This window comes from Nocardia sp. NPDC127606 (assembly GCF_042671725.1).
GTDB lineage: Bacteria > Actinomycetota > Actinomycetes > Mycobacteriales > Mycobacteriaceae > Nocardia.
In genome coordinates, this window is the sequence record NZ_JBHXWQ010000011.1 from 44158 (window position 1) to 66725 (window position 22568).

A 22568-nucleotide genomic window follows, 5' to 3' on the forward strand; every position below is an offset into this window, starting at 1 on the left:
ATGCAAGCTCATTCATGAGCGGGTGTGACCGACTTCGCCTCCGACGCCCCGATCAAGCGCGCGACCAGCGGAAACACCAGGACGGTCGTCGCGCCCGCCGCAACCAGGATCGAGGCGACATCGGCGGTCAGCAGGCCCGCCTGGGTGGCCACCTGGGTCACCGCGACGATGATCGGCAGGCCCGTCGCGGCATAGAGAGCCAATTCGACGCGCTCGCGCCCGGTCGGCAGGGTGTCCGCGCGCGGCACGAACCGCTCGCTCAGCCAGACGGGCAACCCGCGGGCGATCGCGATGGTGACCACGAACCACAACCACAGTGCCGGATTCCGGCCGACCGCCGCCACATCGATGCCCATGCCCGACACCACGAAGAACACCGGGATCAGCAACCCGTACCCGATCGCCTCGAGCGACGAGTCCACATCCGGGTGCCCCGCCGCGATGAGCCGCCGCAGAATCATGCCCGCGGCGAACGCGCCGAGGACCACGTCCAGATCGAAGACCTCGGCGACCACCATCAGCACCAACAGCAGCAGCACCACCCCGCGCACGGGCAGCTGCGAGGTGCCACCGCCCAGCCTGGCCAACCCGACGCCCAGATCCGGCATGCGGTCGAGCATCCGCACCGGCACGAATCCGACGACCACGGCCGCCACCACGAACATCACGACCACCACCACCGCGCTGCCCGCATCGCGACTGGTGAGCAGCACCGACATCGCCACGATGGGCCCCAGCTCGCCCACCGCGCCGTGTGTCATCACCGCCCGGCCCAGCCGTGAGTCGAGGATTCCCGCCTGCTTCAGAATCGGCAGCAGGGTGCCGAGCGCGGTCGAGGTCAACGCGATCGCGACCGCGACGCGGGTGCCGTTCGAGGTGTCCGTCGCCACCATGACGATCACGAACGCGAACAGCAGACACACGATCCACACCACCCACGCCGTCCGCCCCGAGCGGCCGCGCAGCAACTGTGGATCGAGCTCGTAGCCCGCCAGCAAGAACAGCATCCCCAGCCCCAACTCGCTGACCAGGTCGACCCCGCCCGCACTGCTCGCCCACCCGAGCACATGCGGCCCGACCACCGCCCCGGCCACCAGCAGGATCACCACATCGGGCAGATACCCGCGCACCAGCCGCGACAGCAGCGGTGCGACCACCGCGATGAGCGCGATCCAGAACAGCGAGACGATCGGCGAGGGATCGCCGACACCCTCGGAAGCGAGCAGATCCATGCAGGTCATCGTGGCACAGCGGTATGCCCGATCCCCGAAACCGCGCGCGGGCGAGCTGTCACACCACCGGGCGAGGCGTGATCGGTGCTCGCTCGTCGACCGCGCCCGGTTCCGGCAAGAGGTGGGCGAGGAGGAGTTTGATCAGCAGCACGGGTCCGAACCAGAGCAGGAACGTGGGGACCGCGAGCACGGCCGAGGTGATCGCGACACCGAAGACGGTGGCGGCGAAGGCGACCGGGGTGCGCAGGTGGTGCGGCACCGAGGTCACCGCGACAGCGGCCGCGACGGCGAACCCGTAGATCGCGGCCGCCGTCCACCAGCCGAACCCGGGCACGACCAGGGCGAGCAGGAACGGCTGGCCGTGGATCGCCACGAACGCGAGATGGTGGCGGGCGTCGCGGCCGGGCCGATGGAACCAGCGCTTCGCCGAGTCGGTCGCGTTCACGACGGCGCCACCGAAAAGGTCGAACCCGACCAGCGCGACCACGATGATCACCAGCGCGGATCCGCCGGCGTGCCGAGCCGGCAGACCGGCTGTCACCGCGCCGGCGACTGCCGCCGAATAGCACAGGGCAGCTTCACTTCTCGTCGTGTTCGGGGCGATCAGCCGGTCGGTGATCGTCATCGCCGGATGCCTTCCACACAGATCTGCACGATGGGTTCGGCCAGGTCGACGAGTTGCACCTGATCGTCGGCGAGCCACTGCACCAGGCAGCCTTCGATCGCGCCGACGATCACCGCCGCGTGCCCCGGCCCGATCCCCGCCCGCAGCTGTCCGTCGGCGTCTGCCGCACGCAGCAGCTCGGCGATCGCGGCGCGATACTCCGCGTACACGGCGGCCATGTCAATCGGGGTGCGGGCGGCCCACACATCCAGCAGCACGCGGGCGTGGTCGGGATGAGCGGCCAGCATCGCGACTGTCGCCCGGATCAGCGCGGCCAGCTGATCCAGTGCCGAACCGGCGCCAGGAGTCGCGAGCTGTTCCCGCGCCCGAGCGCGGTACTGGTCGAACGCCGCGGTCAGCAGCTCCTCTCTGCTGCTGACCGCAAGGTAGACACTGCCTTTCGCGACACCGGCCTCGGCCGCGACATCCTCGATCCGGGACGCGGCGAAGCCCTTGCGCGCGAACACCCGAACGGCCGCATCCAGGATTTCGGTGCGCCGGGCATCCACGTCCACTCTCTTGGGCATGCCCCGATTATGACTGACTGGACAGTCATAATCAACCGACGCGAATGCCCCATCACCGGACGATTGATCACCGGACTCCGTGCCCACGGGAAGTCGACGTGGTGATCAATCGTCCCCGTGGATGACTCAGTGCTTGCGGACGACGGTTTCGCCCGCACCCGGCTTCCAGACGGTGATGTCGAGATGGTCGTCGTCGGTTTCGACAGTGGAGGCGCCGGTGAGGTCGGCGACGTAGAAGTGGTCGAACTTCTCACCACGGATGTCGAAACCGCTGTCGTCGAACAGCTTTTGAGCGAAGCGGGCGTGGACGGTTTCGTCCTGGAGGTCGGTGACGGTGCCGAAGAGTTTCGCGTCGCCGTCGGAGACCATGGTGTCGACGGTGGCGGTGTGTAGGCAGAAGCGCGGGTCGCGGGCGAGGTCGTCGAATTTTCGGGTGTTCGGCATGCCGGCCAGGACCAGCATGCCCTCGAAGACCATCGGCTCGATCGGGCTGATGCGGGGCGATCCGTCGGCGCGCAGGGTGCCCAGCATGCACAGCTTGCCGGTGGCCTGGTGTCTGCGCTGGAACAAGGCCGCGATGCTCGGTGCTTCTTCGGTGAACTGGCTCCACGTGGTCATATCTCGTACGGTACGACGCAACCTTGACATCTTGTGTCAGGTTTTGCGGCTAGTCTCGAGATATGCGGGCGAGCAGGTTGGTGCAGTTGCTGCTCCTGTTGCAGGCGGGCGGCGGTGCGACCGCGAGCGAGTTGGCACGAGAGCTCGAGGTGTCGGTGCGCACGGTGTATCGAGATGTGGAAGCGCTCTCGGCGGCGGGCGTTCCGGTGTACAGCGAGCCGGGGCGCGGTGGGGGTGTGCGATTGATCGACGGCTACCGCACCCGGCTCACCGGCCTCACCTCCGACGAAGCCGACGCCGTCCTCCTCGCCGGCCTCCCCGGCGCCGCCGCCGACCTCGGCCTCGGTACCGTGCTGGCCACCGCCCAGCTGAAAATGCTCGCCGCGCTCCCACCGGAACTACGCGGCCGGGCGACCCGGATCGCCGAACGCGTCCACATCGACATGCCCGGCTGGTTCCAGCGCCCCGACGACACCCCCAGCCTCGCCACGGTGGCCGACGCACTCTGGCACGACCGCCGCCTCGCGATCACCTACCGGCGCCGCGATCGCACGGTGGAACGGACCCTCGACCCACTCGGCCTGGTTATGAAGGCGGGCACCTGGTACCTGATCGCCCGCGAACACACCGACATCCGCTCGTACCGGGCGAGCCGCATCGCCACCGCTGTCCCCACCGGCGAATCATTCACCCGCCCATCGACTTTCGACCTCGCCCAGCACTGGCAGTCCGCCGCCGAGGAGTTCGCCCGATCCATGCTGCGAGTCCGCGCACACTGCCGGATCTCCACCGACCACCTGAGCCTGCTGCGCCTCATGAACGACCCCGCCGCCGTCCGCGAAGCCCTCGCCTCGACGGGCACCCCCGACGCGGACGGCTGGGCCGACATCACCATTCCCGCCGAGTCCTACGAAGTCTTGGCCCACGCGCTGCTCCCCCTCGGCGAACACATCGAAGTCCTCACCCCACCCGAACTCCGCGCGACCATGACCGCCACCGCCGCAGCCGTGCTCGCCCGCTACCACCGGCCGACGGCCACCTAGGCACTCCGGCACCGCGCCGCCGCGAAACCTACGCCGACTTCGAGGTGCCCGGTCGGCTGAACTCGACGCAGTCAGGGCATTCGTCGACGATCGGGTGAGTACAGCGCAGAACGTGACCGAGGAAGTCGATCGTTCGGGTGAGGTCGTCGACGTGAGCTCGCAGTTCGGCTTGCTTGTCCGCGAAGAGTGCTACGCGCCGGGCCCTCGACCTCGTGTCGAAAAGATCTTTGATCTCCGCCAGGGACAGCCCCGCTCGTTGACAGAGCTGGACGAGGCGGGCCTGAACGATCAGTGCGCCGTTGTAGATCCGTTGACCGCCGGGCGCGCGGGGCGGAACGAGGACACCGGCGTCCTCCCAGTGGCGCAGGACATGAGCGGCAACGCCCAATTCGGCGGCGGCGTCACCGATGCGGCGCAGCTCGTCGGAATGCGGCATATTCACCCCTTTACTTCAGGTCGACCTGAAGTTATAGCGTACTTCGCATGGGACACATCGACAATCGGACACCATTGATCGACTCGGTCGCGACACCGGACTTGTGGCGCTGTTGCCGATCCGTGGGATCGGCGTTGACGGGCGGCCTGCGGCCACGACGACCCGACCGCCGGTTCCTGGCCTCGCTGCCCGATCAGGGCCTGCCACGCGGCACGACGACGGTCGAGCTGACAGTTCTGGCGCAGAATGCCAAGAGTGTGCCGACGGCAGCGATCGTCGAAGGCCTGTTCGCTCCGCGACGGATCGATTCCGCGATGACGGCTTTCGTGGTCCGGCATCCGACTGCGACCTTTCTGGTGGACCCGGGCATCTGCGTCAACGTCCAGGACCGAGCGGTGGTGGAACTCCCCCAGATATTGCGGCTTGCGGTGACGCCTCCGAAGGACGTACTCGACATACGCGAGTCACTGCATCGCAGCGGAATCGAGGCGGATGCCATCGACTTCGCGCTGCCGACACATCTGCACTGGGACCATATCGCCGGCCTTCTCGATCTACCCGGGCTGGCACTGCGCCTGCACCGACCGGAGCACGAGTGGGCGATGACGGGTCCGGTGGCGCCGGTCGGCGGCGTGCGGCGAGCCGTTCGTGAACGACCTCTCGATTTCTACGATCTGGACGGTCCACCCGTTCTCACCTTCGCTCGCAGCCACGATCTCTTCGGAGACGGCGCGGTGGTACTCGTCGACCTGTCCGGCCACACCCCGGGCAGCGTCGGATTGCTCTTACGTACCGAGCACGGTCCGGTCTTGCTCGCGGGGGACGCGATCTGGCACAACCTCCAGACCGAGGAGCTACGACAGAAGTCCGGCTATCCGGGCATGCTGGCCGATAACGACCGCACCGAGACCTGGCGAACTGTCCACCGGCTGCACGCGATCCGCGGCGCCGTGCGCATCATTCCCAGTCACGACCATCAGGCGGCGTGCGCGTGGCACGAGGACCCGCGGTCGAGCGAGAGCTGACCTCAACACGTCCAGTCGAGAATCTCTGCCATGGAGCGCAACTGGGTCGAGGTGGGGGTGAGGCGTAATGCGGTGTTGCGGAGGGTGACCAGGGGGCGCGCGGACAGCTGGGCGATGGTGCCGATCCGGGCGGAGCGGGCGACGATCATCTGGGTTCGGGGGCGGCGCTCTCGGTCGTAGCGGGCGAGGCCGTCGGGTTCGCTCGCCAGGCGGGCCAGGACCACCGCGTCTTCCAGGGCTTGGCAGCCGCCCTGGCCGAGGTTCGGTGTCATCGCGTGGGCGGCGTCGCCGAGGAGGGCGATGCGACCGGCGGTGAAGGTCGGTAGCGCCGGTAGGTCATAGATGTCGTTGTGCAGCAACGTGTTCGGGTCCGCGGCGGCGAGGAGGGCCGAGATCGGGTGGTGCCAGTCGTCGAAGCGGTCACGCACTTCCGCGAGGCTGCCGGGGGCGTTCTCGGGGGCGTCGTAGACAGCGAAGCAGTAGACGCGACCGTCCGCGAGCGGGGCCATGCCGAACCGTGCGCCCCGACCCCAGGTTTCACCGAACTCGGTGAGCGGCTCGTCGATGTCGACCACCGCGCGCCAGGCGGTGTAGCCGGCGTAGCGTGGTGCGACTTCGCCGCAGATCGCACGCCGGACGACGCTGTGAATCCCGTCGGCACCCACGACCAGGTCGGCGGACGAGGCGCCCGAGGAGTGCACGACCGCGCCGTCGGCCGTCGCCTCGCGCACCGAGATCCCGGTGCGCACAACACCTTCGGGAAGCGCCGCGCGCAGAATGTCGAGCAGCCGGGCACGGTGGATCACCACCGGAGCACCGAACCGCTCGCGCAGGGTCGCCACATCGGTGCGTGAGAGCCATCGCCCACGGTCGTCCCTGATTCCGGCCGATACCTCCGCCAGACCCTGCGCACGGACCGTGTCACCGACACCGAGGGCATCCAGCGCCTGTAAGGCGTTGGACCACAGGGAAATCCCGGAACCCACCTCCGCGACCTCCGGCGCTCGTTCCAGCACCTGAACGGACCACCCCCGCCGAGCGAGCGCGAGCGCCGCGGCCATTCCGCCGATTCCGCCACCGACGACGATTGCTGTGGACATCGCACACTCCCTCGTTTCGAGTACGACACGAACCGCGTCCGCGCACAGGCACGCTTGACGCTGTTCGGCGAGCCGCGGACGATGCCCATTCTCACCGAGTCGGCGCATCGTGGGCACCATCGCCTGCGTGCAGATCGATCAGCAAGCCCGGCATGTCCCGACTTTCGTCCGGGTCGGTCGCGGCCGTTCGCCGGATCCGTCCTCGGCCCAACACGAAGCCGGACTGCCCCCGTGGGGACAGCCCGGCTTCGCGGTAGATGTCAGACGATCGAGAACAGCAAGGCCGCGACCGCGAAACTGACCACCGACAGGATGGTTTCGAGAACCGTCCAGGTCTGCAACGTCTGTTTCACCGTCATGTTGAAGTACTTCGCGATGATCCAGAAGCCGCCGTCGTTGACGTGGCTGAGGATGATCGAGCCCGCCGCGATCGCCATGGCGATCAGCGCGATCGACATCTGTGAGTAGCCCTGCTCGGCCACCAGCGGCGCGACGATGCCGCCGGTGGTGACGATGGCGACCGTCGCCGAGCCCTGGGCGATGCGCAGTCCACAGCTGATCAGGTAGGCGAGCACGATGATCGGCAGTCCCGCCGCGGACATCGTGTCGGCCAGGGCCGTGCCGATGCCGGTGGCCGAGATGACCTTGCCGAAGAAGGCGCCGGCGCCGACCACCAGCAGCACCATGCCGACCGGCTTGAGCGATTCGGCGGTGATGGTGCTCAGTTCTTGCACCGTCGAACCGCGCCGGATCCCGAGGAGATAGAACGCGACGAGCACGGTGATGAGCAGCGCGACCGCCGGGGTGCCGAAGAAGGTGAGCACCTGCAGCAGCGTCGAATTCTTTTCCAGCAGCTGGTAACCGAACGTGGCGCCCAGGATCAGGACGAGCGGGATCGCGATGATGCCGCCGATCAGCGCGACCGAGGGCGGCGATTTCGTGACCACCGCGGTCCCACCCGAACCCTCGGCCTGCTCCGGCTCCGGTTCGGGCTCCAACGGCACGAACTCCTCGGGCACCGAAACCTGCACGCGCTTACCGATATACGAGCCCCACACAATGCCCGCGGCGATGAAACCCGGGATGCCACAGACGAAGCCCATGAGAATCAGCCAGCCCAGGCTCACCCCGAGCAGCCCACCGAGCGCGACCGGGCCGGGGTGCGGCGGCAGAAAGGCGTGCGTCATCGACAGACCGGCGAGCATCGGCATGGCGTAGAGAACCAGCGAACGCCCGCCGCGCTTGGCCGCGACATAGACCAGGGGCGCGAGCACGAAGATGCCGATGTCGAAGAACACCGGGATGCCGAAGATGAGCCCGAGCAGGCCCATCGCGACGGGAGCGCCCTTCTCGCCGAACATCTTCAGCAGTTTGTCGGTGAGAACATCGGCGCCACCGGATCTTTCGAGGATCGCGCCGAGCACGGTTCCCAGACCGATGATCACCGCGATGTGGCCGAGGATGCCACCGAAGCCTGTTTCCAGCAGTGACTCACCGGCTTTCAGCGGTGTGCCGACGATCTGGGAGATCGGCAGCCCGGCGGCCAGCGCCAGCAGGAGTCCGGTCAGCAGCAGCGCGACGAACGGCTCCAGTTTGACCTTGATGATGGCGATGAGTAGGACAGCGATCGCGAGACCGCACAGCACCAGCAACCCGGGGGTGGTGGTGCGCAACCAGTCGATGGTGGCGCCCATGGAAAACCTCTCAATCCAGCGAATGAACGAAATGCGCGGCTTTGGAGCCGATGTGGGACCAGTGCGCGGCCTCGACGTCGGTCGGGGCGACTACTTCGGTGCCCGCGGTGACCGCGATCGCGCCCGCTCGGAGAAAGTCGCGGGCGTTGTGGGAATTGACGCCGCCGGAGGGGATCAGGAACATGTGCGGGAACGGCCCGAGCAGATCCTTGAAGTACTGCGGGCCGAGCGCGCGAGCCGGGAAGATCTTCACCGCCGCCGCCCCCAGCTCCGCCGCGGCGAGGACCTCCGACGGCGTGAACGCGCCCATGATCACCGGAATCGTGTGTGCCGCCGCCACTTCGGCGACCTCGGGGCGCAGCGCGGGTGTCACCAGGAAGCGGGCGCCGACCTCGACGGCGGCTTCGGCCTGCGCACGGGTGGTGACGGTGCCGACCCCGATCACGGCATCGGTGACCGCGCTCGCCTTGCTGATCGCGTCGAGCACACCGAGAGTGGTGAAGGTCAGTTCGACCGCGCGCAGACCGGCGCCCGCGAGCGCTTCGGCCAGCGCGGCCGGATCGGGGATGGCGGGGGCGCGGACCACCGTGAGGGCGCGATCCGCGCGGATCACGTCCATGGCCTCCGACGACGAGCTCAGCATCGGGTTCATCGGGTTTCCTCCTTCGTGGGGTCCAGGCGCAGGGAGCGACCGGCGCGCACGCCGGTCGCGGTGCCGTTCTGCAGCGCGAATTCGCCGTTGACCAGCACGTGCTGGATGCCGCGGGCCTGCTGCTGGGGATGCTCGAATGTCGCCGTGTCGTGGATCGTCGCCGGATCGAAGACGACCAGGTCGGCGGCGTAACCGGGCCGGATCAGGCCGCGTTCGGCCAGGCGGAGCCGCGCGGCCGGGCGGCCGGTGAGGTGATGCACGCAGTCCTCGAAACCGAGCACGCCCAGTTCCCGGACGTAGCGCGAGAGGTAGCGCGGGAAGGTGCCCCAGGCGCGCGGGTGCGGCCGGGCGCCGACGAGCAGGCCGTCGCTGCCGCCCATGTGGCCGGGGTCGACCATGATGGCGCGCACGTTCTCCTCGTGGCCGACGTGCTGCAGGATCGTCGTGGCGAGCTGGTCGCGGCGCAGCAGGTCGAAGAACACCTCCGCCGGGGCGATGCCGCGCTCGGTCGCGAGCTCGGCGACGGTGCGGCCCACCACATCCGAGAGCGCGTCGTCGCCGACGCCGCTGATCTGGATGGTCTCCCATTCGACGGTGACGCCGTGGCAGCCGTCGGAGCCGTTGACGTCGACATCGTCGGTGATCCTGGCGCGCTCGGCCGGATCGTCGAGCCGGGCGAGCGCGGCGTCGGGACCGCCCGACATCGCCCAGCTGGGCAGCAGCGCGGACAGGGTGGTCGAGCCGGGCAGATAGGGATAGGTGTCGAGGGTGATGTCGCAACCGTCGGCGCGGGCCGCGGCGAGCATCGCGAGGAATTCCGGTGCGCGCCCACGGTTCACGCCGAAGTTCATGGTGGCGTGGGTCAGGTGCAGCGCGCAGCCGGTCGCTTTCGCCAGGCCGATCATCTCCGCGTAGGCCTCCAGCGCCCCCGCGCCGTAGGAGCGGGTATGCGGTGCGTAGAAGCCGCCGTAGGAGGCGACCACCGCGCACAGCGCCGCGAGTTCGCCTGTGTCGGCGTACATTCCGGGCGTATAGGTGAGCCCACTGGACATGCCGACCGCACCCTGTTCGAACCCTTCGGCCAGCAGCGCGCACATCCGGTCGATCTCGGCGGCGGTGGCCGCCCGCTGCTCGCTGCCGACGACGAGCATGCGCAGCGTGCCCTGCGGAACGAGGTAGGCGGCGTTGGGGGTGATGCCGTGGTCGAGGCGGTCCAGGTATTGCGCGACGGTGCGCCAGCTGAAGTCGAAGTCGCCCGGGTTGCCGTTCCAGCCGGCGATCTGCTTGCGCACCACCGCGAGTACGGCCTCGTCGATCGGCGCGTAGGACAGCCCGTCCTGGCCGATCACCTCGGTCGTGACGCCCTGGGTGATCTTCGGGAAGTGATCGGGATGGGTGAGCAGGTAGAGGTCGGAATGCGCGTGCATGTCGATGAATCCGGGTGCGATGACCGAGCCCGGCTGTACCGGAACGATTCTCGCGTCGGAGCCGATAGTGCCGGGTGGCGCGATCTCGGCGATGCGGCCGTCGCGGACCAGCACGTCGCCCCTGGTGCGTGGGGCGCCGGTGCCGTCGACGATGTCGATGTCACGAAAGAGCAGGTGCGTCATGGTCATCCGTCAGAAGTAGGTGCGGATCAGGTCGACCACGCGCGGATCGGGCGCGTCGACGCTGTCGATCACCGGGATCAGGCGCCACTTGTCGAACGCGGTGCAGGGGTGTGAGAGACCCAGACGCACGATGGAGCCGACCGGAAGGTCGCCCGCATCGGCGCCGGGCAACCGCAGGAAGGTGTGCTGATCGTTCAACGCGGTGACCACCGCGTTCGGCGGAAGGGTGCCGCCGACCACCAGTTGAGGCACCGGCAGACCCTCGTCGAAGGGAAAATCGCGTTTGCCGCCGTCGAGCAGGGCCAGCTCCGGTTCGGGCCGCGAGACCACCCTGGCCCAGCCGTGCATGGCGGACCGCAGGCCGGGCTCCTTCGCGGGCGCGGCGAGCGGGGAGATTCCCGCGTAGAAGCCGTCGTCGTGGACGACGTAGGCGCCGCTGCGCAGAACCACCGTGGTCGGCACACCGCGCGCACCCTCGGGGTCGGCCAGTCCGGCGAGTTCCTCGACCACGAGCTCGGGGTAGGCGCTGCCGCCCGCGGTGACCACCGCCGGGCCCGAATAGGCCCCTGCCGCACCGAGTTCAGTGTGCAGCGCGGCCAGTTCGCGCAGATAGCCGCGCACCGCGGCGACACCCTCGGCGCTGCGATCGTGAGCCAGCGCGCCCTCGTAGCCCGCCACTCCGGCCAGGCTCAGCCGCTCGCTCGCACCGATGGCGGCGGCGACCGCGCGCGCTTGGGCCCGGGTGCGGGCGCCGGTCCGGCCGTGCGGTCCCCCCAGCTCGACCAACACGCGCACGCGCGGACCCGCAACCGTCTCGCGCAGGATCTTGTCCATCAGTTCGACGGTGGCGACGCCGTCGGCCCAGCAGTACAACTCGAAGTCGGCCTCGCGCGCCGATTCGGCTGCCACCCAAGCCAATCCGACCGGGTCGAGCAGAGTATTGGCGAGCATGATCCGGCCGACACCGAACGAACGCGCGAGCTGTGCCTGCCACGCGGTGGCCACGGTGATCCCCCACGATCCGGCCACGAGCTGCTCGCGCCACAGCTGCGGCGCCATCGTCGTCTTGCCGTGCGGGGCGAGCGCGACGCCCGCTGCCGCGGTCCACTCGGCCATGAGGTCGCGGTTCGCGTCGAGCCCGCCGCGGTCGAGGGTGAGCAACGGCGTCTGCCACTGATCGAGTCGCGGTGCGCCGGCGAGATATTCGCGCACGGCACTCCCCCACGCCGCGGCCGGCGCGCTCTTGTCGTGGGGTCCGAGCAACTCGTCGGCGAGGGCGTCCACGACGTCGTTGTCGATGATCACAGCATCCCTTTCTGTCGACCGAGCCCGGGATGGCGGCCCGATCAGTCATATCGAACAAACATTGCACATTATGCAACGGTGGTTGCGCTGAATGTTTCCGCTCGTTATTGTGCATCTCGAAGGCAGTGACCGCAAGCACGAAAGGGCGAACAAGGTGACCCAGGCAACAACCACTCCGCCCAGGGCGGTCACTGTCGGCGAGGGACTGGCCGTGCTGATCGCGGGCGCGGGACCCCTGGAACTGTCCGCGCGGTTCGATCGTGGCGCGGGCGGCGCGGAGGCCAATGTGGCCGTGGTGCTCGCCCAGCTCGACGTGTCGGCGGCCTGGCTGTCGCGGGTCGGCGACGACGGATTCGGGCGATATCTGGTCGCCGAGCTCCGCGCGCAGGGCGTGGATGTCGCAGCGGTCGCGGTCGACCCGATGCGGCCCACCGGCCTCTACGTCAAGGAACGTGGTGCGGGCTCCGGCGCGGCCAACGATCTGGGCGCCGATGCCAGCCGCATGCACTACTACCGCACGGGTTCGGCGGCCAGCGCACTCTCGCCCGCCGACCTCACGGACCGGGCGGCCTTGCTCGAGGGCGCCGATCTCGTGCACTTCACCGGCATCACCCCGGCACTGTCGGAGTCGGCGACCGAACTCACCCGCGCCCTGCTCGCCCTGCCCCGTCGCGGACTGGTCAGCTTCGACCTGAATTATCGTCCGGCAGTGTGGGGTTCGCGCATCGACGAGGCCACCGACGAGCTCGACGCGCATATTCGCGGTGCCGACGTGGCGTTCCTCGGCGCCGACGAGGCAGCGGAGATCTTCGGCACCGGCGAACCGGCTGCCCTGCGCACGTTGTTTCCCGAACCCGCGCAGCTGATCGTCAAGAACGACAAGCACACCGTGACGGGATTCGACGGTGATTGCTCGATCGAGGTGCCCGCACTGACGCTGGAGATCACCGAGCGCATCGGCGCAGGCGACGCCTTCGCCGGCGGCTATCTCGCCGCCCTGCTGCACGGCGCCGACCTGCGCACCCGCCTTCGATACGGCCACCTGTGCGCGGCGGCAGCACTGACCGCGACCGGCGATTCGGCGAAACTGCCGCCGCCCCAAGATATTCAGCGCCTCGCGCTACTGCCGGACGATATCTGGGCCACGCTGCGCTATCCCGCGGCGCTGGATGAAACGATCAGCGCATGAGTCAAAGCGTGTCGCGGGCCCTGTCCATTCTCATCGCCCTCGGCGAGAACTCGCAGTCCCTCGACGAGTTGGCTGTCCGGCTCGGGGTCCACAAGTCGACGGTGCTGCGGCTACTGCAGACCATGCAGGCCGATCGGTTCGTGGTGCGCGACAACGCGCACCGCTACTCACTCGGCACCCGCATGTTCGAATTGGCCAGTCGCGCACTGGAGAACCGTGACGTGCGCACCGTAGCCCGCCCGCATCTGAGCGCGCTGGGCGCGGCCACCGGGCAGACCGTGCACCTGGCCGCCTACGAATCGGGCGACGCCGTCTACATCGACAAGGTCGACGCCGAGCAGGCGGTGCGGATGTACTCGCGGATCGGCAGACCCGCGCCGCTGCACTGCACCGCGGTCGGCAAGGTGCTCGTCGCCGCGCTGCCGCGCGGCGAATGGTCCGCGGTGGCAGCCCGATTGGACTACCACCCCTTCACCACCCGCACCCTGCGCACCCCCGAGCAGTACCTGGCCGAGTTGAAACTCGTTGCCGCGCAGGGCTTCGCCGAAGACCACGAGGAACACGAGAGCTTCGTCAACTGCATCGGCGTCGGCGTGCGCGACGGGATCGGTGCCGTCGTCGCCGCCGTCTCGGTCTCCGTTCCCGACGTGCTGCTCGACCATGACCAAGTGCTGGCACTGTTGCCGCAGCTCAGGGCCACGGCCGACGCCATCTCCACCGAACTCGGCTGGGACCCCCGCCGAGACGTCACCGCGAGGAAAGGCTGAACCACATGTCCGACAAGACCGCCGTGCGCACCTCCGAGGCCCCGGCGCCCGCCCACACCTTCTCCCAGGGTGTGCGCAAGGGCCCGTTCGTCCAGGTGTCCGGTCAGGGCCCGGTGGATCCCGAGACCAACGAGTACCTGCATCAGGGCGATGTCGCCGCCCAGACCACGCGCACCCTGATGAACGTCAAGGCGATCATCGACGCGTCCGGCGCCACGTTCGACGATGTGATGATGCTGCGCGTCTACCTCACCAAGCGCGAGGACTTCGCGATCATGAACGAGGCGTACGGCGAATTCGTCACGAAACACACCAGCAACGGCGTGCTGCCCTCGCGCACCACCGTTTTCACCGGCCTGCCGCGCGCGGAGATGCTGGTCGAGATCGACGCGATCGCCGTCGTGACCGACTGAGACACCGCGATTCCCACCATGTCGTGGACGCCGTCGGCGCTTCGTGTTGAGATGGGGACGCCCCCGCACGGGGGTGTTCACCCCGTTCTACCCGAGGATCAGCCTATGTTCGCCAAGATCGCCCGCCCGCTCGCCGTCGCCGCCCTTGCCCTGTCCGTGACCGCGATCGGCACCGCAACCGCATCGGCCGCCCCCGCGCAGCCGGTTGTCGGCTCGGTGTCGATCTGCACCGGCATCCCGGTCGGGCCTTTCACCATCAGCGTCTGCCTGTAGTCGCTACCCCGAGTTGCCGCTACCCCGAGTTGCGCAGCGCGGTGGCCAGGCCGTTCATGGTGAGCAGAATGCCCCGCTTCACCAGTTCGGAATCGTCACCGCCGCGCAGCCGGGCCAGCAGGTCGACCTGGAGCTGGTTCAGCGGCTCCAGGTAGGGGAAGCGGTTGTGGATCGACTCGGCCAGCGACGGATTGTCGCTGAGGAGTTCGGCGTGGCCGGTGACCGCCAGGTACATGCGGATGGTGCGGGCGTGTTCGTCGGCGATCATGGCGAAGATCTTCGCGCGCAGGATTTCGTCGGTGACGAGCTCGGCATAACGGGCGGCGATGTCGAGGTCGCTCTTGGCCATCACCTGGGCCAGGTTCGACAGCACGGTGTTGAAGAACGGCCAGCGCTCGTAGAGGTCGGTGAGACGTGCGAGGCGGGCCGGATCGTCGCCGACCCAGTCTTCGAGCGCGGTACCGGTGCCGTACCAGCCGGGCAGCATGACTCTGGACTGACTCCAGGCCATCACCCAGGGGATGGCGCGCAGGTCCGACACCGAATTGGTGGGTTTGCGGGAGGCGGGGCGGCTGCCGATATTGAGATCGCCGACCTCGGCGACCGGGGTGGATTCGCGGAAGTACTCGACGAAGCCGGGGGTGTCGTGTACGAGGTTCGCGTAGGCGGCGCGAGCGCGGGCGGCGAGGTCGTCGAGGAGTTCGTAGGCCGGTTCGGCGTCGTCGCCGAGACCCTCCACATCGAGTAGCGTCGACTCCAGGGTGCCCGCGATCAGCGACTCCAGATTGCGGTGTGCCGCACCGGATTCGGAGTACTTCGCGGCGATCACCTCACCCTGTTCGGTCAGTCGCAGCGAACCCCGCACCGCGCCCACGGGTTGCGCCAGGATGGCGTCGTAGCTGCGGCCGCCGCCACGACCGACGGTGCCGCCGCGACCGTGGAACAGCCGCAACCGGATACCCGATTTCCTGGCCACCTCCACCAGGTCCAGTTCCGCGCGGTAGAGCGCCCAGTTCGCGGCGAGATACCCGCCGTCCTTGTTGGAATCGGAGTAGCCGAGCATCACTTCCTGGCGCATGCCCGCCGCTTCGACCAGCTCGCGATAGACCGGAACCTCCAGTACCGCGGCCAGAGTCGACGCACCGGCGCTGAGGTCCTCGATGGTCTCGAACAGCGGGACGATGCCGACGGGACAGCTCGGCGCGGTGTCGGCGGTGCCCGGATCGAGAATGCCGGCTTCCTTCAGCAGCAACGCCGCCTCGAGCATGTCACTGACCGAGGTGCACATGCTGATGATGTAGTTCGGGATGGCGGCGGCACCGAAGGTATCGATGACCTCCTTGGCGGCGCCGAGGACACCGAGTTCCTTGCGGGCGAGCTCGCTCAGCTGCGCGTTCGGCCCGAGCAGTGGTCGGCGCGTGCGCAATTCGGCGGCGAGCAGCTCCACCCGCTGAGCTTCGGACAAGCTCGGATAGTCGGGGTGCACGCCCGACCACGCCAGCAGTTCGGTGACCACCTGTTCGTGGACCTCGGAGTTCTGGCGCATGTCCAGGCCCTGCAGGTGGAAGCCGAAGGTCTCGATGGCGTGGCGCAGCGCGGCGAGGCGGTCGTCGGCGAGCAGTCCGTCGCCGCTGGCGCGCATGGACTCGTCGATCGCGTCGAGGTCGTCGAGGACCGATTGCGGCGTCGGATACGGCGCGGCGTCGGTATCGAGGCCGTGTTCGGGCAGTTCACCGAGCGCGAGCTCGGCGGTGGCACCGAGACGGGCCCGAATCGCGTGCAGCGCACGGCGATACGGCTCGTCGGCGAACAGGCCGGGGTCGGGGTAACCCGCTGCCGCGAGTTCCGCGACCCGGGGTGTCACCTGCACCAGGCGGGCCGATTGCGACAGGGTCTTCTCGAGTTCGACCAGCTCGTCCAGGTAGCGACCGAAGGCGTAGGCGGCGGCCTGCTCGGCGGCGGTGTGCACGACTTCCGCTGTGACGAAAGGATTTCCGTCGCGGTCGCCGCCGATCCACGAGCCGGGCCGCAGGATCGGGCGCGGCAGGAGGTCTTCGGCGGGCCAGCGCGTCCGCAGCGCCGCGCGCACCTGCGCGTTGATCGCGGGGATCACGTCGTAGAGGGTCAGGTCGTAATAGCGCAGACCGACGGAGATCTCGTCCTGGATCCGCAACCGCGCCAGCCGGATCAGCGCCGTGCGCCACAGGGTGAGCACTTCGCGGCGGATCCGCAGTTCGGATTCGTCGAGACCGGGCTCGCCGGGTTCGAGGCGGCGGCGCAGGCGCATCAGCTCGGTGATCTTGGACTGCACGTCGAAGACGGTGCGCCTGCGGGTTTCGGTCGGGTGTGCCGTGATCACCGGGGAGACGAGTGCGTCGGTGAGCAGGTCGGCCACCACAGTGCCGTCGAGTCCGGCCGCGTCTAGCTTGTCGTAGGTGGCGGCCAGGGAGGAGTCCTGCGGCGGCTCGCCCGCGGCCACGTGCACGGCGCGGCGTCGATCACGCTGGATGTCCTCGGCCAGATTCGCCAGCAGCACGAAGTAGCTGAACGCCCGGATCAGCGGGATCGCGACCTCGGTGGGGGTGCCGTCGAGCATGTCGGCGACGGCGCTGCGCTCGACCTCCTCGCGACGCACCCGGAACGCCTCGATGCGGACGCGCTCGATCAGGTCGAACACCTCGGGACCTTCGTGGTCGCGGATGGTGTCGCCCAGGATGCCGCCGAGGAAGCGGATGTCCTCGCGCAGCGGCCGGGTAGCTTCGGGTTCCATCTCGATTCGCGATTCGCCCATGGTCAGACAGTATTGCCGCGGGGCCGCGGGCGCGACCCGACGCCGCACCCGCACCGCATGTCGCGCTCAGCCGTGATGGCGGGCGGTGAAGCGGATCTGGTTGCCCCACGGATCGCGGAACGCGCAGTCGCGGCCGTATTGCTGGTTCACGATCTCCTGGGCGACTTCGGCCCCGGCGTCGCGGATACGGGTGAAGGTGGCGTCGATGTCGTCGGTGGCGAAGATGACGGTGGACTGGGCGCCGCTGTCGATGCGCGCGAGCGCGGCCGCCCGGTAGGCGGGGTCGGGGGCCATCTCCGGGACCTCGAGCACGAATTCCAGGTTCTTCTGGTCGACCGGGCCGACCGTCAGCCAGCGCGTGTTGTCGCCGAACGGCATGTCGGTGCGGACCTGCAGGCCGATCAGGTCGCGATAGAAGGTGAGAGCCTGGTCCTGATCGCCCACGAGCAGCATGACGTGGGTGAGGGAGAGATCTTCGCCGTGGCGCATCCGGTCTCCTTCGGTCGGGCGTCAGCGGTGCGCCGGCGCCTGCTTTCCAGCGTAGCCAGCGAACCTAGAGTTGCCGGATCACCCGCGCCGGATTCCCCGCCGCGAACACCCGGTCCGGCAGATCGCGGGTTACCACGCTGCCCGCGCCGACCACCACGTCGTCGCCGATGGTCACGCCGGGGCACACGATCACCCCGCCACCGAACCAGGCATTGTTCCCGATCCGGATAGGCGCTGCGGATTCCCAGCGCTGCCTGCGCTTTTCGTGATCCTGCATCGGATGCAGGGCGGTGAGCAGCTGACAGCGCGGCCCGATCGAACAGTCGTCGCCGATGGTGATCGGCGCGCAGTCGAGCAGGATCGCGTCGTAGTTGAGGAAGCTGTTCGCCCCGATCTCGATCAGATATCCGTAGTCGCACTGGAACCGCGGCATGATCCACGAACCCTCCCCCAGCTTGCCGAGGAGATCATCCAGCAACTCGGTGCGCCGCCCGGTCTCGTCGGGCCCGGTGCGATTGAACTCGTCGCACAACCGTTGCGCCCGTTGCCGTTCGGCCACCAGTTCCGGATCGTTGTCCTTGTACAACTCCCCCGACAACATCCGCTGCTTCTGTTCGCCCACCCCGCCGAGTGTAGGGGTGGGCGAACTCGACGCGTTCGGCCTACTTCGCCGGGTCGACCTCGAAGGTCTTGGCGATGTCGTCGAGGACCGCGTGCGCGCCGGTGAGGCCGACCGAGGTCAGCCAGACCAGGTCGTCGACCGGAGTGACCTTGCCGCGCAGCTGGTTCCACAGCGGGTTGGCCTCGGCGGCCGCCTTGCGCTGCGCGGCGGCGTCCTCACCGTTGCTGGTGAGGAAGACGTAGTCGGCGTCGGCGTCGAGGAGCCGCTCGGGGCTGAGCGTGATCGAGAAGTCGTTCTTGGGGTCGTCGGACTTGTCGAGCTGGTTCAGGCCGGTATCGGCGAAGATGTCGCCGACGAAGCTGACCCGCTGCATCAACCGGTCCTCCTTGGGCAGGAAGCGCAGCAGCGACACGGTCGGCGTGTTGCCACCGTTCTTCGCCTTGATCGCGGCGCCGATCCTGGCGGCGCGATCCTGGTACGCCGCGAGCTTGGCCTTGGCGAGGTTCTCCTTGTCGACCGCCTTGGCGAGCAGCAGCAGGTTCTCCTTCCAGGTGGCGCCGGTGGTCTGGCTGAACACGACCGGCACGGTGCCCGAACCGAGCTTGATGCCCTTGAACTGCTCGTACTGCTTCTCGTGGCGCACCTTCGCCGACACGATCAGATCCGGCCGGGCGCCGGCCAGCTTCTCGATATCGGGGGTCTGCAGGTTGCCGATGTTCACCGCTCGCCCGCCGCAGGTCTGGGCGGCCGCGCCGAGGAACGCGGGCAACTTCTCGCCCATGGACTGGTAGGTCGTGTACGCGACGACTTCGGTGTTCAGCACCAGGGCGGCGTCGACGAATGTCTGATCCAGCGCCGCGACCCGCACCGGTCGGGTGGTGATGGTGGCCGGGTCGACGACCGTGCCGACATTCGTCCCCGCCTTGTCCTTGACCGCCCCGGCCTCGATCGTGCGCGGGTACGCGCCGCCGTCGAGGTTGCTCGCGGTATCGCAATCGCTGCTCGCGGCGCCGGTGGCCGACCGGTCCTGGCCACACGCGGACAGGCTCAGTACGGCGGCGGCGACTACCGCGGCGGCGGCGAGCCGACGGCTCAGTGGGGTGTTCATCGAGGTCTCCCGAGTGGTTCAGAGTTCTTTAGGGTTGCTAACCTAGCGAAGCCTTACCTAATTACCAACTATGAAGAGGGATAGTGCCCGCATCGCCGCCCGGAGTCGTGTTCGCCAACACACGGTCTCGCCGGTTGCTACTCATCGCCGGACTCCTGGCCGCGGTGTTCGCGGCCGTCCTGCTCAGTTTGGCCATCGGTTCCAAGTTCATTGCCCCCCTTGATGTTCTGCACGCGCTCGGCGGCACGACCGACACCGAGACCGGCGCCATCGTCAACGGTCTGCGCCTGCCACGCACGCTGCTGGGGGTCCTCGCAGGCCTCGCGCTCGGCATCGCAGGCGCGGTGATCCAGGGTCACACCAGAAACCCCCTCGCCGACCCCGCACTGCTCGGCATCACCCAGGGCGCGGCGCTCGGCATCGTCCTGGCGGTGATGATCGGCGGCATCTCCAGCCTGTTCGGCTACGTGTGGTTCGGCTTCGCCGGCGCGCTGATCGCCACCGTCACCGTGTTCGTCATCGGCGCGACGGGCCGCGGCGGACCGACCCCGGTGACCCTCGCCTTGGCGGGAGCCGCCGTGAGCTACCTGCTGCAGGGCCTGATCTCGGCAGTGGTGCTGTTCGACACCGACGTCACCGACATCTACCGCTTCTGGAAGGCCGGTTCGCTGGTCGGATCCAACCTGGACCTCCTCGGCAAGGCCACCCCGTTCATCCTGGTCGGGATCGTCCTGGCGCTGGCCAACACGTCCGCGCTCAACGCGCTCAGCCTCGGCGAGGACACCGCCCGTGCGCTGGGCCATCGCGTTTCCCTGGCACGCGCCGTCGGCATCGGCTCGATCGTGCTGCTCACCGGCGCGGTCGTGGCGATCGCGGGACCGCTCGGCTTCGTCGGGCTCGTCGTCCCGCACCTGGCGCGCGGTATCACCGGACCCGACTACCGCTGGCTGGTCCCGGTCGCCGGGTTGCTCGGCGTGGTCATGGTGCTGGTCGCCGACATCGCGGGACGGCTGGTGCTGGACAAGGGCGAACTCCCGGCGGGCATCATGCTGGCCTTCGTCGGCGTCCCGTTCTTCATCGTGTTGGTCCGCCGCCGAAAGCTGGTGAGCATATGAGTACCGTCCGGGCGGTCCGGCTGGGACCGGTGTCCTGGCAGCTACGACTGCGCACGACGGCCGTCCTGGTCGTCGGGCTCGCGATTCTCGGCGCCGCGAGTTGCGTCGCGCTGGCACTGGGCACCTACACGATGCCCGACGGTGGTCCGGTCACGCCGTGGGACGTGCTCGCGGTGCTCGGCGGTGGCGGCGACGACGGCCTGGCCTATGTGGTGTGGGATCTGCGGCTGCCGCGGATTCTCACCGGGGCGCTGGTCGGCGCGGCGCTGGCACTGTCGGGCGCGATCACGCAGGGCATTGCCCGAAACCCGTTGTCCAGTCCCGATATTCTCGGCGTCACGGCGGGCTCGAGCGTGGCCGCGGTCGCGGTGATCGCGCTGTCGGGCAGCCGTGGCCAGATCAGCGGCGCCGCCGCCGAGATCGGGGTGCCGGTCGCGTCCATGCTCGGCGGCCTACTCGCCGCGCTCGGCGTTTTCCTCCTGGCCTGGCGCAGCGGTATCGAGGGCTATCGGCTCGTGCTCGTCGGTCTCGGCGCCGGTTCGCTGCTCTCCAGCGTGACCTTCTGGCTCCTCAGCGTCGGTGACGTGGATATCGCGACCCGCGCGGTCACCTGGTTGACCGGCAGCCTCAACGGCAGCAGCTGGATCCAGGTGACACCGGTGGCGATCGCCCTGGCTGTCCTGGTGCCGGTCGTCCTCGGTGGCACCCATCTGCTCGGCGCGCTGCATTTCGGCGACGACACCGCCCGCTCACTCGGCGTGCGGCTCAACGCCGCCCGGCTGACGCTCCTGGTGCTGGCCGTGTTGCTGGCCGGAGTCGCCACCGCCTCGGCGGGCGCCATCATCTTCATCGCGCTCGCAGTGCCACAGGTAGCACTGCGTCTCACCGGTTCGGCACAACCGCCGCTGCTCACCTCGGTGGTGCTCGGCGCGGCCTTCACGGTCGCCGCCGATCTGGTCGCCCGCACCCTGCTGCCCGCCGGCGAACTGCCCGTCGGGGTGATCACCGCCGTCCTCGGCGCGCCCTATCTGATCTATCTGTTGATGCGGCGCAATCGCGTCGGGAAAGCGGGCGTGTGATGACCGTTCGACTGCAGGCCAGCGAGCTGACCCTCGGCTACGGGCCGACGACCGTCGTGGACGGGCTGGACCTGGACATCACCGGTGGCACTGTCACCGCGGTGATCGGGCCCAACGGTTGCGGCAAATCCACCCTCCTGCGCGCGATGGCCCGGCTCCTGCGACCCGCCGGTGGACATGTCCACCTGGACGGCAAACGGATCGACCGCATGTCGACCAAGGAAGTGGCGCGCGTACTGGGCATCCTGCCCCAATCCCCGCTGGCCCCGGAAGGTCTCACCGTCACCGACCTGGTCGCCCGCGGCAGACACCCGCACCAGCGCTGGTACCGCCAGTGGTCCGACGACGACGAAGCCGCCATCACCGAGGCGCTGACCTGGACCGACATGGTCGAGTTCGCCGATCGCTCCCTCGACGAGCTGTCCGGCGGCCAACGCCAGCGCGCGTGGATCTCTATGGCGCTGGCCCAGAACACCGACCTGCTCCTGCTCGACGAACCCACCACCTTTCTCGATCTCGCCCACCAGATCGAGGTTCTCGACCTGGTCCGGCGCCTGCACGCCGAAGCGGGGCGGACAGTGGTGATGGTGCTGCACGATCTGAACCTCGCCGCGCGGTACGCGCATCGGCTGGTCGCGATGCGCGCGGGCCGGGTGGTTGCCGCGGGTACGCCCGCCGAAGTGCTCACCGAGGACGTGGTGGCGCAGGTATTCGGGCTGCGCGCCAAGGTGATCGACGATCCGGTCACCGGCACTCCGCTGGTGGTCCCGATCGGACCCGTCGACGCCGGCGCCTCGACCGAATCCTGAACAGTAG

Annotated in this window: 23 protein-coding genes; 9 read left to right on the forward strand and 14 right to left on the reverse strand. The window is 68.7% G+C overall.

Annotation, left to right across the window (positions count from 1 at the left end; translation table 11 throughout):
* Positions 1–8 precede the first annotated feature (8 nt).
* From ACFVJ5_RS32500 to ACFVJ5_RS32515, 4 genes are all read right to left on the reverse strand, one after another.
* Positions 9–1232, reverse strand: a complete 1224-nt coding sequence (locus tag ACFVJ5_RS32500) for a cation:proton antiporter (RefSeq protein WP_379226108.1) — start codon at positions 1230–1232, stop codon at positions 9–11.
* Between the two features lie 58 nt (positions 1233–1290).
* Positions 1291–1857: a hypothetical protein gene (locus ACFVJ5_RS32505; RefSeq protein WP_379226110.1), complete on the reverse strand. Its 567-nt coding sequence runs from the start codon at positions 1855–1857 to the stop codon at positions 1291–1293.
* Entirely contained in the window at positions 1854–2423 is a 570-nt protein-coding gene (locus tag ACFVJ5_RS32510; protein WP_379226112.1) for a TetR/AcrR family transcriptional regulator, read from the reverse strand. The genes ACFVJ5_RS32505 and ACFVJ5_RS32510 overlap by 4 nt, the downstream gene beginning before the upstream one ends.
* A 126-nt stretch (positions 2424–2549) precedes the next feature.
* Positions 2550–3041 carry a pyridoxamine 5'-phosphate oxidase family protein gene (locus ACFVJ5_RS32515; RefSeq protein WP_379226114.1) on the reverse strand — a complete coding sequence of 164 codons (492 nt, stop codon included), beginning with the start codon at positions 3039–3041 and terminating at the stop codon, positions 2550–2552.
* A gap of 62 nt (positions 3042–3103) precedes the next feature.
* Between ACFVJ5_RS32515 and ACFVJ5_RS32520 the strand changes: the two genes are divergently transcribed.
* Complete coding sequence (locus tag ACFVJ5_RS32520; protein WP_379226116.1) at positions 3104–4084, forward strand: helix-turn-helix transcriptional regulator; 981 nt, start codon at positions 3104–3106, stop codon at positions 4082–4084.
* A 28-nt stretch (positions 4085–4112) separates the two neighbouring features.
* Here ACFVJ5_RS32520 and ACFVJ5_RS32525 read toward each other — a convergent pair whose 3' ends face one another.
* Entirely contained in the window at positions 4113–4520 is a 408-nt protein-coding gene (locus ACFVJ5_RS32525) for a MerR family transcriptional regulator (protein ID WP_379226118.1), read from the reverse strand.
* Positions 4521–4567: 47 nt separating this feature from the next.
* Between ACFVJ5_RS32525 and ACFVJ5_RS32530 the strand changes: the two genes are divergently transcribed.
* Complete coding sequence (locus tag ACFVJ5_RS32530; RefSeq protein WP_379226120.1) at positions 4568–5545, forward strand: MBL fold metallo-hydrolase; 978 nt, start codon at positions 4568–4570, stop codon at positions 5543–5545.
* Positions 5546–5547: 2 nt separating this feature from the next.
* Here the strand turns inward: ACFVJ5_RS32530 and ACFVJ5_RS32535 are convergent, their stop codons facing one another.
* The 5 genes from ACFVJ5_RS32535 to ACFVJ5_RS32555 form a co-directional block, all read right to left on the reverse strand.
* Positions 5548–6645 (reverse strand): FAD-dependent oxidoreductase, encoded by a 1098-nt coding sequence (locus tag ACFVJ5_RS32535; RefSeq protein WP_379226122.1) that lies wholly within the window; start codon positions 6643–6645, stop codon positions 5548–5550.
* Positions 6646–6905: 260 nt separating this feature from the next.
* On the reverse strand, positions 6906–8339 hold the full coding sequence (locus ACFVJ5_RS32540) for a GntP family permease (protein ID WP_379226124.1): 1434 nt from the start codon (positions 8337–8339) through the stop codon (positions 6906–6908).
* Between the two features lie 10 nt (positions 8340–8349).
* Entirely contained in the window at positions 8350–8991 is a 642-nt protein-coding gene (locus tag ACFVJ5_RS32545; RefSeq protein WP_379226126.1) for a bifunctional 4-hydroxy-2-oxoglutarate aldolase/2-dehydro-3-deoxy-phosphogluconate aldolase, read from the reverse strand.
* On the reverse strand, positions 8988–10601 hold the full coding sequence (locus ACFVJ5_RS32550) for an amidohydrolase family protein (RefSeq protein WP_379226396.1): 1614 nt from the start codon (positions 10599–10601) through the stop codon (positions 8988–8990). Before ACFVJ5_RS32550 ends, ACFVJ5_RS32545 begins: the two co-directional genes overlap by 4 nt.
* Before the next feature lie 9 nt (positions 10602–10610).
* Positions 10611–11906, reverse strand: coding sequence for an amino acid deaminase (locus ACFVJ5_RS32555; RefSeq protein WP_379226128.1), 1296 nt, complete (start codon positions 11904–11906; stop codon positions 10611–10613).
* A 154-nt stretch (positions 11907–12060) separates the two neighbouring features.
* Between ACFVJ5_RS32555 and ACFVJ5_RS32560 the strand changes: the two genes are divergently transcribed.
* From ACFVJ5_RS32560 to ACFVJ5_RS32575, 4 genes are all read left to right on the forward strand, one after another.
* On the forward strand, positions 12061–13095 hold the full coding sequence (locus ACFVJ5_RS32560) for a sugar kinase (RefSeq protein WP_379226130.1): 1035 nt from the start codon (positions 12061–12063) through the stop codon (positions 13093–13095).
* The gene (locus tag ACFVJ5_RS32565) at positions 13092–13862 is read left to right on the forward strand and encodes an IclR family transcriptional regulator (RefSeq protein WP_379226132.1); all 771 of its coding nucleotides are present in this window, start codon (positions 13092–13094) and stop codon (positions 13860–13862) included. Before ACFVJ5_RS32560 ends, ACFVJ5_RS32565 begins: the two co-directional genes overlap by 4 nt.
* Before the next feature lie 5 nt (positions 13863–13867).
* Entirely contained in the window at positions 13868–14275 is a 408-nt protein-coding gene (locus ACFVJ5_RS32570; RefSeq protein ID WP_379226134.1) for a RidA family protein, read from the forward strand.
* Positions 14276–14380: 105 nt separating this feature from the next.
* Entirely contained in the window at positions 14381–14548 is a 168-nt protein-coding gene (locus tag ACFVJ5_RS32575; protein WP_170112006.1) for a hypothetical protein, read from the forward strand.
* Positions 14549–14567: 19 nt separating this feature from the next.
* On the opposite strand, the gene ppc is transcribed toward ACFVJ5_RS32575, so the two are convergent.
* The 4 genes from ppc to ACFVJ5_RS32595 form a co-directional block, all read right to left on the reverse strand.
* A complete protein-coding gene (gene ppc, locus ACFVJ5_RS32580) occupies positions 14568–17339 on the reverse strand; it encodes a phosphoenolpyruvate carboxylase (protein ID WP_379226136.1) in 2772 nt (923 codons plus the stop codon).
* A gap of 66 nt (positions 17340–17405) precedes the next feature.
* A complete protein-coding gene (locus ACFVJ5_RS32585) occupies positions 17406–17828 on the reverse strand; it encodes a VOC family protein (RefSeq protein WP_378994182.1) in 423 nt (140 codons plus the stop codon).
* Positions 17829–17892: 64 nt separating this feature from the next.
* On the reverse strand, positions 17893–18450 hold the full coding sequence (locus ACFVJ5_RS32590) for a sugar O-acetyltransferase (RefSeq protein WP_379226138.1): 558 nt from the start codon (positions 18448–18450) through the stop codon (positions 17893–17895).
* Between the two features lie 40 nt (positions 18451–18490).
* Complete coding sequence (locus tag ACFVJ5_RS32595; RefSeq protein WP_379226140.1) at positions 18491–19558, reverse strand: ABC transporter substrate-binding protein; 1068 nt, start codon at positions 19556–19558, stop codon at positions 18491–18493.
* 107 nt (positions 19559–19665) lie between these two features.
* Here ACFVJ5_RS32595 and ACFVJ5_RS32600 point away from each other — a divergent pair, with 107 nt between their 5' ends.
* From ACFVJ5_RS32600 to ACFVJ5_RS32610, 3 genes are read left to right on the forward strand one after another with little or no spacing between them, the layout of a single operon-like run.
* Positions 19666–20673, forward strand: coding sequence for a FecCD family ABC transporter permease (locus tag ACFVJ5_RS32600; protein ID WP_379226142.1), 1008 nt, complete (start codon positions 19666–19668; stop codon positions 20671–20673).
* On the forward strand, positions 20670–21752 hold the full coding sequence (locus ACFVJ5_RS32605) for a FecCD family ABC transporter permease (RefSeq protein WP_379226144.1): 1083 nt from the start codon (positions 20670–20672) through the stop codon (positions 21750–21752). The genes ACFVJ5_RS32600 and ACFVJ5_RS32605 overlap by 4 nt, the downstream gene beginning before the upstream one ends.
* Entirely contained in the window at positions 21752–22561 is an 810-nt protein-coding gene (locus ACFVJ5_RS32610; RefSeq protein WP_378661481.1) for an ABC transporter ATP-binding protein, read from the forward strand. The genes ACFVJ5_RS32605 and ACFVJ5_RS32610 overlap by 1 nt, the downstream gene beginning before the upstream one ends.
* The last annotated feature ends 7 nt before the right edge of the window (positions 22562–22568 follow it).